Origin of the sequence: Enterobacter sp. BIDMC 29, assembly GCF_019378755.1 — a bacterium.
Classification (GTDB): domain Bacteria; phylum Pseudomonadota; class Gammaproteobacteria; order Enterobacterales; family Enterobacteriaceae; genus Enterobacter; species Enterobacter ludwigii.
Genome location: NZ_CP080000.1, coordinates 2,963,380 through 2,975,602 on the forward strand (window position 1 = coordinate 2,963,380; position 12,223 = coordinate 2,975,602).

Consider the following 12,223-nt stretch of genomic DNA (forward strand, 5'->3'; position numbering starts at 1 on the left):
GTCGTAATCCTGGGCCTGATTATCGATTGTTTTGTGCTGAGCCCTGATTGCGTTTAGACGCATCCGGAACCAGACGATAAAAAGTTTCGCCCGGCTTAGTCATACTGAGTTCATTGCGTGCGCGTTCCTCAATCGCCTCTTGCCCGCCATTGAGGTCATCAATTTCAGCAAAGAGTTGATCGTTTCGCGCCTTAAGTTTGGCGTTTGTTGCCTGCTGAGCCGCGACGTCATCGCTTACCCGGCTATAGTCGTGCAGTCCGTTTTTACCGAACCACAGCGAATATTGCAGCCAGATCAGCAAAGCCAGCAACAGCAGCGTTAGTTTACCCATCCTGCCCCCTGAAAAACGGCATCATCATCCCAAAACGCCCCCAGATCTTTTTGCCGGGGTAACAGAGATGCCGCAACATCGCGGGCAAATGTACCACATTTTTTCCGCAGAATCGCCTTGCTCAATATCGTCACACAGTTGTTTACGGTTTGAATTATGGCTGAAGTTAGCCCATGAGCCACAAAAATAACAGACCAAACATCAGAACCACCGTCACAATCGTGACCACGGTACTGTAAAGGAGTTTGCCATTAAGCAGCGAGTGCAGCGCAATACCGACGACAACCGCCACAGGCATCAGCGCCAGGAAGAAAGGCCAGGTATAGAGAAAGAAGAACAGCGTATTACCGCCGTAGATAAGAAAAGGGATGCCCAGGGCCAGCAACCACGAGACGAAGCCGACTATGGCCCCAGGAAAGGACCAGGTCGTCTCGTCGTCGGTCGCTAACGGCTCCGACCCGGTGGTAATAATGTAGTTCTCACTGTTGCGCATAGCTGATCCTGTGACCGTGACTCATCGTTCGGGAAGACAGCTCCCGAACGATACCGTCTCAGGATCTGATAATATCGTCCCGTCTGAGCAGGTCTAATAATTGGCTTACTAAATTTGTTACCAATTGTTGACCTTCCAGGTGAATTTCAGGCGATTCAGGCGCTTCGTACACCGAGTCAATGCCGGTGAAGTTTCGCAGCTCTCCCGCACGCGCTTTCTTATATAGCCCTTTGGGATCGCGCGCTTCGCAAATTTCCAGCGGCGTATCAACAAACACTTCGATAAAGCGATCCTGCCCGACGCGCTCGCGCACCATCTGGCGTTCGGCACGATGCGGTGAGATAAACGCGGTCAGTACCACTAACCCGGCATCCGCCATCAGGCTGGCCACTTCCCCCACCCTGCGAATATTCTCTTTACGATCGTCGTCGCTGAAGCCCAAATCGCTGCACAGGCCGTGGCGCACATTGTCGCCATCCAGCAGGTAGGTACTGACCCCCTGCTGGTGTAGCGCCTCTTCCAGCGCGCCCGCTACCGTGGATTTACCAGAGCCGGATAGCCCGGTAAACCACAGTACCACGCCACGATGACCGTGAAGTTTCTCGCGCTGCGCGACGGTGACCGGATGAGGATGCCAGACGACGTTCTCATCATGGGCGGCCATTACTTGCCTCCCAGCAGATCGCGCGCACCCCAGTGCGGGAAGTGCTTACGCACCAGCGCATTCAGCTCCAGCTCAAAAGCGCTGAACTCAGAGGCCACCGTAGCCTGTTCATTTGGCTCACGCACCATACCGGCACCCACGGTCACGTTGGAGAGGCGATCGATAAAGATCAGCCCACCCGTTACCGGGTTCTGCTGGTAGGGATCCAGCACCAGCGGCTCGTCAAAGGTCACGTCGACCAGACCAATGCCATTCAGCGGCAGTTCGGTGACGTCGCGCTGGGTCAGGTTATTGATGTCCACCTGGAACTGGATACCGTCCACGCGGGCACGGGTTTTCTTACCCGCGATTTTAATGTCGTAGCTCTGACCGGCGCTCAGCGGTTGTTCAGCCATCCACACCACATCAACGGAAGCCCCCTGCACCGCTGCCAGCGTCTCCTGAGCGTCCACCAGCAGATCGCCGCGGCTGATATCAATTTCATCTTTCAATACCAGCGTGACCGCTTCACCCGCACCGGCTTGCGGCAGATCGCCATCAAAGGTGACGATACGGCTGATGGTGGATTCCACACCAGACGGCAGAACTTTAACGCGCTGACCGACCGCCACGGTGCCCGACGCGATAGTGCCGGAGAAACCGCGGAAATCAAGGTTAGGACGGTTAACGTACTGAACCGGGAAGCGCATCGGCTGGGTGTCGACCACGCGCTGGATCTCCACGGTTTCCAGCACTTCGAGCAGCGTCGGGCCGCTATACCACGGCATGTTCGCGCTCTGGGAAGCCACGTTGTCGCCTTCCAGCGCAGAGAGCGGCACAAAGCGAATATCCAGGTTACCCGGCAGCTGTTCAGCAAACGTCAGGTAACTCTGGCGGATCTCATCAAACTTCTCTTCGCTGAAGTTCACCAGATCCATTTTGTTGACCGCCACCACCAGGTGTTTGATCCCCAGCAACGTGGAGATAAAGCTGTGGCGACGAGTCTGATCCAGTACCCCTTTACGGGCGTCAATCAGCAGGATCGCCAGTTCACAGGTAGACGCACCGGTCGCCATGTTACGGGTGTACTGCTCGTGCCCCGGGGTGTCGGCAATAATAAATTTGCGCTTCTCGGTGGAGAAATAGCGATACGCCACATCAATGGTGATGCCCTGCTCGCGCTCGGCCTGCAGGCCGTCCACCAGCAGCGCCAGGTCGAGTTTCTCGCCCTGGGTACCATGACGTTTACTGTCATTGTGCAGGGAAGAGAGCTGATCTTCGTAAATCTGTCGCGTATCGTGCAGCAGACGGCCGATCAGCGTGCTTTTCCCGTCATCGACGCTGCCGCAGGTCAGAAAGCGCAGCAGGCTTTTGTGTTGTTGCGCGTGCAGATAAGCTTCTACGCCGCCTTCATTGGCAATTTGTTGAGCAATGGTCGTGTTCATGGCGGCTCCTTAGAAATAACCCTGACGTTTCTTCAGCTCCATGGAGCCTGCCTGGTCGCGGTCAATCACGCGGCCCTGTCGCTCACTGGTGGTCGACACCAGCATCTCTTCAATGATCTCCGGCAGCGTCTGCGCACTGGACTCCACGGCACCGGTCAATGGCCAGCAGCCGAGGGTACGGAAACGCACCATCTGTTTTTTGATCACTTCGCCTGGCTGCAGGTTGATGCGATCGTCATCGATCATCATCAGCATGCCGTCACGCTCCAGCACCGGACGTTCAGCGGCCAGGTACAGCGGCACGATCTCGATATTTTCCAGATAGATGTACTGCCAGATATCCAGCTCGGTCCAGTTGGAGAGCGGGAACACGCGAATGCTTTCGCCCTTGTTGATCTGGCCGTTGTAGTTATGCCACAGCTCCGGACGCTGGTTTTTTGGATCCCAGCGGTGGAAGCGGTCGCGGAAAGAGTAGATACGCTCTTTCGCACGGGATTTTTCTTCGTCACGACGTGCGCCGCCGAAGGCCGCGTCAAAACCGTATTTGTTCAGCGCCTGCTTCAGCCCTTCGGTTTTCATGATGTCCGTGTGTTTGGCACTACCGTGCACGAACGGGTTAATGCCCATCGCCACCCCTTCCGGGTTTTTATGCACCAGCAGTTCGCAGCCGTAGGCTTTTGCCGTACGGTCGCGGAATTCATACATTTCACGGAATTTCCAGCCGGTATCAACGTGCAGCAGCGGGAACGGCAGCGTACCCGGGTAAAACGCTTTACGCGCCAGGTGTAGCATCACGCTGGAATCTTTACCGATGGAATACATCATCACCGGGTTAGAGAATTCGGCTGCCACTTCGCGGATAATATGGATACTTTCCGCTTCGAGCTGCCGCAGGTGAGTAAGTCGTTTTTGGTCCATAACCGTTCCTTAAGCCAGATTCACCACAGAGGAGCCAAACCCCTCTGAGTCTGTTGTATGTTGAAACCAGGCGAGTGTGCTGTGCAGGTGCACCACTTCCCCTACCACGATAAGCGCGGGCATAGGGGCCTCTTTCGCCAGGGTGGCAAGATCCTGTAGCGTACCGATAGCCACATGCTGATCGACGCGCGTGCCGCGAGAAATCACGGCGACCGGCGTGGTTGCCTCTCGACCGTGTTGAATAAGTTGTTCACTGATGTCCGCCGCCTTCATCGTGCCCATATAGATAGCCAGCGTCTGACGACTCTGGGCCAGATGCGACCAGTCTAACGGGGTGCTGTCCGCCTTGTAATGGCCCGTGACAAAGGTCACGCTCTGGGCATAATCGCGGTGAGTAAGCGGTATACCGGCGTAGGCCGTCACTGCGGAAGCCGCCGTGATACCCGGGACGACCTGGAACGGCACGCCCGCTTCAGCCGCCGCCTGCAGCTCTTCCCCGCCGCGACCAAAGATAAACGGGTCGCCACCTTTAAGCCGCACCACCGTTTTGCCCGCTTTTGCCGCCGCCACCAGCATCTGGTTGGTGTCATGCTGCGGTACAGAGTGCTCGCCCGCCCGTTTGCCAACGCAGATTTGTTCTGCGTCACGGCGAATCAATTCGCGCACCCCGTCGGTGACCAGATGGTCGTAGAACACCACATCGGCATCCTGAAGCACCTGCAGGCCGCGCAGGGTCAGCAGCCCGGCATCACCCGGCCCCGCACCGACCAGAATGATCTCGCCGCCGCTACTGCCAGGGTTATCCAGCTCATCTTCGAGGATCTGCTGCGCCGCCGTTTCATTTCCGGCATGCATCAGGCTGGCAAATCGGCCGCGGAACACGCGCTCCCAGAAGCGACGGCGTTCCGTCACGCTGGTCAGGCGCGTTTTCAGATGGTTACGCCAGAAGCTCGCTTTCTCCGCCATCCGCCCAAGGCTGGTAGGCAAAAGCGCTTCGATTTTTTCCCGCAGCACGCGTGCCAGCACCGGCGCGGTCCCGCCGGAGGAGATGGCCACCAGCAATGGCGAACGGTCAACAATCGACGGGAAGATAAACGAACACAGCGGCCGATCGTCCACCACGTTCACCAGACGGTGACGGGCCTGAGCCGCCTCTGAAATACGGCGGTTGAGCTCGCGGTTGTCGGTTGCCGCAATCACCAGCACCACGGTGTCGATTTGCGACTCGTCGAAATCCGCCTCGTCGACTATCCGTACCTGCGCCCCCGCTCGCTGCAGAAACGCGATTTTGCGATCGGCAACCTCACCGGTGCCGACTACCAGCACAGGTCTGTCTTTTATCGCGGCAAAAAGGGGCAGATAGTCCACAAGCTACAACTCACTAACAACAAGGAATAGTGGGACTATAGGGGGCGGCTTAGATCGAATGAAATTACGAATTGGAATGAGTAGTTACTCAATGGAATAACGCCGTGGAAAAGCAAAGATCAAAAAGTGCTTAACACGCGAATTTTCGGGCATTTAAGAGCAATTCAAATTGTGTATGGTCGATCACAGTTTCATACTAGGCGGGTTAAAATTTTGCTCTGTTTTTAAGGACTCACTATGTTTTCCGCAACGCGCCACCGTATCGCTGCCCTGGCGCTCGGCGTTTGCTTTATCCTTCCGGCCCAGGCAAAAAATCAGCCCTATGGTGAAATCGCGAATATGCAGGCGCGGCATATTGCGACCGTCTTTCCGGGTCGTATGACCGGCACGCCAGCGGAAATGCTTTCCGCCGATTATATTCGCCAGCAATTTGCTGACATGGGATACCAGAGCGATATCCGATCGTTTCACAGCCGCTACGTCTATACCTCGCGCAATAAAACAAAAAACTGGCATAACGTGACCGGCAGTACGGTCATTGCGGCGCATGAAGGTAGCGCGGCGGAACAGATCATTATCATGGCGCACCTGGACACCTACGCGCCAATGAGCGACGCCGATACCGACAATAATCTCGGCGGGCTGACGTTACAGGGGCTGGACGATAACGCGGCGGGTCTGGGCGTGATGCTCGAACTGGCAGAGCGAATGAAAGACATTCCAACCCAATACGGGATCCGTTTCGTTGCTACCAGCGGTGAAGAAGAGGGAAAACTTGGCGCGGAGAATCTCCTGAAACGCATGAGTGCCGAGGAGAGGAAAAATACGCTGCTGGTGATTAACCTCGATAACCTGATCGTCGGCGATAAGCTCTATTTCAACAGCGGACAGAGTACGCCGGGTACCGTGCGTAAACTGACGCGCGACCGCGCGCTGGCGATTGCCCGCAGCCATGGGGTGTATGCCACCAGCAACCCGGGCGGGAATCCCGATTATCCTCGCGGAACCGGCTGCTGTAACGATGGTGAAGTGTTCGATAAAGCGGGCATTCCTGTTCTGTACGTGGAAGCCACTAACTGGATGCTGGGTAAGAAAGACGGTTATCAGCAGCGGGTGAAATCGAAGGCTTTCCCGGACGGGACGAGCTGGCATAACGTGCTGCTGGATAATCAGCAGCATATTGATAGCGCACTGCCGCAGCGAGTTGAACATCGCAGTCGGGATGTGGTTAAAGTGATGCTGCCGCTGGTGAAAGAGCTGGCAAAAGCAGGGAAAGCGTAGAACAGAACATGTCCCTCACCCTTTGTAAGAGGGTGAGGGAAAAGGGAACATAATTTACCCTTCGTGCAATCCGCACTCGCGCTTGAGTCCAAAGAATCGCGTCTCTTCTTCCGCCATGCCCGGTTCCCATTTACGCGTGGTATGGGTATCGCCCACTGACAGATAACCCTGGTCCCAGAGCGGGTGGTATTTCAGTCCGTGTTTTTGCAGGTACTGGTAAACCGTACGGTTATCCCAGTCGATGATCGGCAGCACTTTAAACACCCCGCGCTGAACCGCCAGCACCGGGAGCGTGGCGCGACTTCCGGACTGCTCGCGGCGTAACCCCGCAAACCAGGTCTGCGCGTTAAGCTCTTTCAGCGCCCGGTTCATCGGCTCGACCTTGTTGATCTCATTGTATTTCTCAATGCCTTCAACGCCCTGTTCCCACAGCTTGCCATACCGCGCCTCCTGCCAGGCCGCGCTTTGCTCCGCGCGGTAGACCTTCAGGTTCAGCCCGAGCTTGTCCGTCAGCTCATCGATAAACTGGTAGGTTTCCGGGAACAGGTAGCCGGTATCGGTCAGGATCACCGGAATGTCCGGACGAATCTGGTTCACCAGATGCAAACTCACCGCTGCCTGAATACCAAAACTCGACGAGAGCACATAATCACCCGGCAGGTTTTCCAGGGCCCATGCCACGCGGCCTTCGGCGTCGAGCTTTTCAAGCTGCGCATTGGTTTCTGCCAGCGCCAGAATGCGATCGACTTTTGGCAATTCGTTTAGGGCGTTTAGATCGAGTACGGACATAATTACCTCTCGTGTTTACTCCCAGAAATCCCTTGCGGGATCGAGCACCGGGCGAATAATGCCCGCACGCACCGTAAAGTCGCCGAAGCCTTCACCCGCTTCGCGCTCTTTCGCCCAGCGCCCGACGAGCTCGTCGATAGAATCAAGAATTTCCGGCTCGGTGATGTTCTCACGGAACATGCGCGGAATACGCGTTCCGATACGGTTGCCGCCGAGGTGCAGGTTATAGCGACCCGGCGCTTTACCCACCAGACCCAGCTCGGCCAGCATCGCACGGCCACAGCCGTTCGGGCAGCCGGTGACACGCATAACAATATGCTCGTCCGGAATACCGTGTTTTTCCAGAATCGCTTCCACCTTATCGGTGAATGACGGCAGGAAACGCTCTGCTTCCGCCATCGCCAGCGGGCAGGTCGGGAACGACACGCAGGCCATTGAGTTTTCACGCTGAGGCTTCACCGCGTCCATCAACCCATGGTCGCGCGCCAGTTTCTCAATCTTCGCTTTCTGGCTTTCCGGCACGCCGGCAACGATCAGGTTCTGGTTAGCGGTGATACGGAATTCACCTTTATGGATCTTCGCAATTTCCAGCAGACCGGTTTTCAGCGGGCGGCCCGGATAATCAAGAATACGGCCGTTTTCAATAAACAGCGTCAGATGCCATTTATTGTCGATGCCTTTGACCCAGCCAATACGATCGCCACGTCCCGTAAATTCATACGGACGGATCGGCTCAAACTTAATCCCCGCGCGACGCTCCACTTCCGCTTTGAACGTCTCTACGCCCACGCGCTCCAGGGTGTATTTGGTTTTCGCGTTTTTACGGTCCGTACGGTTACCCCAGTCGCGCTGCGTGGTGACAACCGCTTCAGCCACGGCCAGCGTGTGCTCCAGCGGCAGGAAACCAAACTCGCTTGCGGTGCGGGCGTAGGTTTTCTTGTTACCGTGTTCGATGGAGAGACCGCCGCCCACCAGCAGGTTAAAGCCCACCAGCTTGCCATTTTCGGCAATCGCCACGAAGTTCATGTCGTTGGCGTGCAGATCGATATCGTTCTGCGGCGGGATCACCACGGTAGTTTTGAACTTACGCGGCAGATAGGTCTGGCCGAGGATCGGTTCTTCGTCGGTGGTGGCCACTTTTTCCTGATCGAGCCAGATCTCCGCATAGGCGCGGGTGCGTGGCAGCAGGTGCTCAGAGATCTTCTTCGCCCACTCATAGGCTTCGGCGTGCAGCTCGGACTCATACGGGTTCGAGGTGCAGAGCACGTTACGGTTCATGTCGTTGGCCGTGGCCAGCGCGTCCAGCCCGACAGAGTGCAGCATCTGGTGTACCGGCTTCACGTTCTTCTTCAGAATGCCGTGGAACTGGAAGGTCTGACGGTTGGTCAGACGGATGCTGCCATAAAGGGTATTTTCACCCGCAAACTTATCGATCGCCTGCCACTGTTTCGTGGTGATCACCCCGCCCGGAAGACGGCAGCGCAGCAGCATCGCATGACGCGGCTCCAGCTTCTGTTCTGCACGTTCGGCGCGGATATCACGGTCGTCCTGCTGATACATACCGTGGAAACGGATCAGCAGAAAGTTGTCGCCTTTAAAGCCGCCAGTGAGACCGTCATTCAGATCTTCAGCAATGGTGCCGCGCAGATAGTTGCTTTCCAGCTTCATGCGCTCGGCGTCTGTCAGTTTACCTTCGACCACCAGTGGCCCTGGATGTTTTTCGCTCATTAGTAGACATCTCGCTGATAACGGCGCTCAACGCGCAGCTCACTTAAAAATTCATCCGCCGTTTCGGCATCCATACCGCCGAATTCGGCAATCACTTCCAGCAATGCCTGCTCAACGTCTTTCGCCATGCGATTGGCGTCGCCGCAGACATAAATGTGGGCACCGTCATTGATCCAGCGCCACAGCTCTGCGCCCTGTTCGCGCAGTTTGTCTTGTACGTATACTTTTTCTTGCTGATCGCGGGACCAGGCCAGGTCGATGCGCGTCAGGACGCCTTCTTTGACGTAACGCTGCCACTCAACCTGGTAGAGGAAATCTTCCGTAAAGTGCGGGTTGCCGAAGAACAACCAGTTTTTACCTGGCGCCTCATCTGCAGCGCGCTGCTGCATAAAGGCGCGGAATGGTGCAATACCGGTCCCCGGCCCAATCATGATGACCGGTGTTTCCGGGTTCGCAGGCAGACGGAAGTTGTCGTTGTGCTCGATAAACACGCGCACTTCACCGTCTTCCTCCACGCGATCGGCCAGGAAGCTTGATGCCCCGCCCGCACGGGCACGGCCTTCGATGTCATAACGCACCACGCCCACGGTGATATGCACTTCGCTCTCCACTTCTGCCTGCGAAGAGGCAATGGAGTAGAGGCGCGGCGTCAGCGGACGCAGCAGGGCAATTAGCGCATCCGCATCCAGCTGTGCCGGAGAGAAACGCACCATATCGACAATCGGCGTCGTCGCGGCGTAATGCTGCAGCTTCGCCTTATCCCCCACCAGGGGCAGCAGCGATTCACTGCGCGTTAAGGTGGCGTAATTTTCAACGATGTTTGGCGTGTTGACCGTCAGCTCGAAATGCCACTGCAGCGCCTCAGAGAGCGGCTGCGTTTTACCGTCGACGGTGACAGGCTCATCGCCTTTCAGCCACAGCAGTTCAACCAGCTCTTTAACCAGCGCCGGATCGTTCTGGTACCAGATCCCAAGTGCATCGCCCGGCTGGTAACGCAGACCGGAATCACCGAGATCGATTTCAATATGCCGCACGTCTTTCTCAGAGGCGCGACCGGTAATTTTCTGATTAACCGCCAGGCTCGCTGCCAGTGGTGCCTCTTTGGTATACGGGCTGGTGTGAATATCATTGACTGCACCCGCCGCGGTGACGGCAGCCTGCGCTGGGGTCTCTTTCGGCACGCGCGCTTTCAGCACGTCAACGATGCGCGCACGCCATTCAGCGGCGGCGGTCTGGTATTCCACATCCGCATCAACGCGGTCCAGCAGGCGCTCAGCGCCCAGTTCCGCCAGTTTGCTGTCGAAATCTTTACCGGACTGGCAGAAAAATTCGTAGGAGGTGTCGCCCAGGCCAAACACGGCGAACGCCGTCCCGTTCAGTTTTGGGGCTTTTTTCGAGAACAGGAACTTATGCAGGGCCACCGCTTCTTCAGCCGGCTCACCCTCACCCTGGGTTGAAGCCACCACCACCAGCAGTTTTTCGGACGCGATCTGTTTGAATTTATAGTCCCCGGCGTTCACCAGGTTCACGTTCAGTTTGGCGGCCAGCAGGTCGTCGCGCAGCGCTTCGGCCACACGGCGAGCATTGCCCGTCTGCGAAGCAGAAATCAGCGTAATTGCCGGAATTTCTACCGCAGTTGCCGGTGCAGCAGCCACAGCGCCCGGTTGCTGGTTAAGCATTCCCCAGAAATAGCCGGAGACCCAGGCAAGCTGGGTGAGAGAAAAATCAGAGGTGGCAGCCTGAAGGCGCGCCAGTTGCTCCGGGTTCAGGGGAAGCAAATTTGAAGGTGGGGCCTGTGTTGTCATGCGTCGTTATGTTCCAGTAGCCAAGCGGACTTTAAGCGAATAAATCCAAACTGAAGATAAGGTTAACGGCGAGGATAATAACAATTAAAGAAGGGATGGAAATAATAAATAACCAAATGGACTAACCTGTTTTAGTTATCGTTCTTAGCGATAAAAACGATTAACTAACCCATTGAAATTTAATCATAAAACAGTAGTCCTTTCTCGTATGCACCACGTTGCGGCAACAGAGCCGTTTTAGTTAATGATAAAAATTGTGCTTTCCGGTACTATGCGGCGGTTTTTTCCGCATTACTGAGAGCAATAATGTCCACCACACTGTTTAAAGATTTCACCTTCGAAGCCGCCCACCACCTTCCGCATGTTCCTGAAGGGCATAAATGTGGCCGTCTGCACGGGCACTCGTTTATGGTGCGTCTTGAGATAACCGGTGACGTCGATCCGCATACCGGTTGGATCATGGACTTTGCCGAGCTGAAGGCGGCATTCAAACCGACCTACGATCGTCTGGATCACTACTATCTGAATGATATCCCGGGCCTTGAAAACCCGACCAGTGAAGTGCTGGCTAAATGGATTTGGGATCAGATGAAACCGCAGGTGCCTCTGCTGAGCGCGGTGATGATCAAAGAGACCTGCACCGCGGGCTGTATCTATCGCGGTGAGTAAAAAAAGCCCGGAATATCCGGGCTTTTTTTTAGGCGATGTTCAGGTACTTGTGCGTCTGCATCGACAGCCGCCAGTTGCGGGCAATACAGGTTTCAATACACAGGCGCGTGGCATCCTCTTTCTGGCTGATAGGCTGCAGCGCGATGATCCGCTGCTTTTCATCCGTCAGCGTGGCGAGCAGTTCATCCAACGCTTCGATATCACGCACGCGGCCAACCGGGTGTTTAATCTCATCAGCACGCTCCAGCGCCTGAGAGAGTACATCGTAGCCGCCGCGCATGTTAACTTTCGGCGAAACCGTCACCCAGGTGGTGTGAGAACAGCGCACTTCATGCGTGCCGCTGGTTTCAATCTGACAGCTGTAGCCGTTCTTTTCGAGCAGCTCGGTCAGCGGCGTCAGATCGTGGATGCAGGGTTCACCCCCGGTAATCACCACGTGGCGCGCCGTCCAGCCCTGACGGCCAATGATCGCCAGCAGATCTTCTGCACTTCCCGCGCCCCACTTATCGCTCTCTTTGGTTTTAGCCAGAATGCTAAACAGCGACACTTCCCGATCTGCGAGTTTATCCCACGTATGTTTGGTATCACACCAGGCACAGCCAACCGGGCATCCCTGTAATCGAATAAAGATGGCGGGAACGCCGGTAAAGTAACCCTCGCCTTGCAGGGTCTGGAACATCTCGTTAATCGGGTACTGCATAGTCATCTCAGTTAAGGGGATAAACGATAAGTATCGCAGATCCCCGTCAGATG

General features: G+C 56.0%; 12 protein-coding genes. 2 read left to right on the forward strand and 10 right to left on the reverse strand.

The features are described 5' to 3' along the window. Positions 1-19 precede the first annotated feature (19 nt). From ftsB to cysG, 6 genes are all read right to left on the reverse strand, one after another. Positions 20-331: a cell division protein FtsB gene (gene ftsB, locus JTA15_RS12905; protein WP_008499609.1), complete on the reverse strand. Its 312-nt coding sequence runs from the start codon at positions 329-331 to the stop codon at positions 20-22. A 166-nt stretch (positions 332-497) separates the two neighbouring features. Further along, positions 498-824: a DUF3561 family protein gene (locus JTA15_RS12910; protein WP_014171396.1), complete on the reverse strand. Its 327-nt coding sequence runs from the start codon at positions 822-824 to the stop codon at positions 498-500. Between the two features lie 58 nt (positions 825-882). Continuing rightward, on the reverse strand, positions 883-1,488 hold the full coding sequence (gene cysC / locus JTA15_RS12915; RefSeq protein WP_014171397.1) for an adenylyl-sulfate kinase: 606 nt from the start codon (positions 1,486-1,488) through the stop codon (positions 883-885). Continuing rightward, positions 1,488-2,912 (reverse strand): sulfate adenylyltransferase subunit CysN, encoded by a 1,425-nt coding sequence (gene cysN, locus JTA15_RS12920; protein WP_020883815.1) that lies wholly within the window; start codon positions 2,910-2,912, stop codon positions 1,488-1,490. Before cysN ends, cysC begins: the two co-directional genes overlap by 1 nt. A gap of 9 nt (positions 2,913-2,921) precedes the next feature. After that, positions 2,922-3,830 (reverse strand): sulfate adenylyltransferase subunit CysD, encoded by a 909-nt coding sequence (gene cysD / locus JTA15_RS12925; RefSeq protein WP_022649190.1) that lies wholly within the window; start codon positions 3,828-3,830, stop codon positions 2,922-2,924. Between the two features lie 9 nt (positions 3,831-3,839). After that, positions 3,840-5,189, reverse strand: a complete 1,350-nt coding sequence (gene cysG, locus JTA15_RS12930) for a siroheme synthase CysG (RefSeq protein ID WP_219373257.1) — start codon at positions 5,187-5,189, stop codon at positions 3,840-3,842. A gap of 246 nt (positions 5,190-5,435) precedes the next feature. Between cysG and JTA15_RS12935 the strand changes: the two genes are divergently transcribed. Further along, positions 5,436-6,479, forward strand: coding sequence for an aminopeptidase (locus JTA15_RS12935; RefSeq protein ID WP_020883813.1), 1,044 nt, complete (start codon positions 5,436-5,438; stop codon positions 6,477-6,479). 54 nt (positions 6,480-6,533) lie between these two features. Here JTA15_RS12935 and cysH read toward each other — a convergent pair whose 3' ends face one another. From cysH to cysJ, 3 genes are read right to left on the reverse strand one after another with little or no spacing between them, the layout of a single operon-like run. Further along, entirely contained in the window at positions 6,534-7,268 is a 735-nt protein-coding gene (gene cysH / locus JTA15_RS12940; protein ID WP_014171401.1) for a phosphoadenosine phosphosulfate reductase, read from the reverse strand. Between the two features lie 15 nt (positions 7,269-7,283). Next, entirely contained in the window at positions 7,284-8,996 is a 1,713-nt protein-coding gene (gene cysI / locus JTA15_RS12945) for an assimilatory sulfite reductase (NADPH) hemoprotein subunit (protein ID WP_014171402.1), read from the reverse strand. Continuing rightward, entirely contained in the window at positions 8,996-10,801 is a 1,806-nt protein-coding gene (gene cysJ, locus JTA15_RS12950; protein WP_219372375.1) for an NADPH-dependent assimilatory sulfite reductase flavoprotein subunit, read from the reverse strand. The genes cysI and cysJ overlap by 1 nt, the downstream gene beginning before the upstream one ends. 306 nt (positions 10,802-11,107) lie before the next feature. On the opposite strand from cysJ, the gene queD reads away from it, so the two are divergent. Further along, positions 11,108-11,470 (forward strand): 6-carboxytetrahydropterin synthase QueD, encoded by a 363-nt coding sequence (gene queD, locus JTA15_RS12955; protein WP_014171404.1) that lies wholly within the window; start codon positions 11,108-11,110, stop codon positions 11,468-11,470. A gap of 28 nt (positions 11,471-11,498) precedes the next feature. Here the strand turns inward: queD and queE are convergent, their stop codons facing one another. Then, entirely contained in the window at positions 11,499-12,170 is a 672-nt protein-coding gene (gene queE, locus JTA15_RS12960; RefSeq protein WP_020883810.1) for a 7-carboxy-7-deazaguanine synthase QueE, read from the reverse strand. Positions 12,171-12,223: the final 53 nt, after the last annotated feature.

Coding starts and splice junctions, on each gene's coding strand:
- cysD (WP_022649190.1), bottom strand. CDS start 3,830: ATGGACCAAAAACGACTTACTCACCTGCGGCAGCTCGAAGCGGAAAGT.
- cysH (WP_014171401.1), bottom strand. CDS start 7,268: ATGTCCGTACTCGATCTAAACGCCCTAAACGAATTGCCAAAAGTCGAT.
- JTA15_RS12935 (WP_020883813.1), top strand. CDS start 5,436: ATGTTTTCCGCAACGCGCCACCGTATCGCTGCCCTGGCGCTCGGCGTT.
- queE (WP_020883810.1), bottom strand. CDS start 12,170: ATGCAGTACCCGATTAACGAGATGTTCCAGACCCTGCAAGGCGAGGGT.
- cysJ (WP_219372375.1), bottom strand. CDS start 10,801: ATGACAACACAGGCCCCACCTTCAAATTTGCTTCCCCTGAACCCGGAG.
- cysI (WP_014171402.1), bottom strand. CDS start 8,996: ATGAGCGAAAAACATCCAGGGCCACTGGTGGTCGAAGGTAAACTGACA.
- cysN (WP_020883815.1), bottom strand. CDS start 2,912: ATGAACACGACCATTGCTCAACAAATTGCCAATGAAGGCGGCGTAGAA.
- ftsB (WP_008499609.1), bottom strand. CDS start 331: ATGGGTAAACTAACGCTGCTGTTGCTGGCTTTGCTGATCTGGCTGCAA.
- cysC (WP_014171397.1), bottom strand. CDS start 1,488: ATGGCCGCCCATGATGAGAACGTCGTCTGGCATCCTCATCCGGTCACC.
- JTA15_RS12910 (WP_014171396.1), bottom strand. CDS start 824: ATGCGCAACAGTGAGAACTACATTATTACCACCGGGTCGGAGCCGTTA.
- queD (WP_014171404.1), top strand. CDS start 11,108: ATGTCCACCACACTGTTTAAAGATTTCACCTTCGAAGCCGCCCACCAC.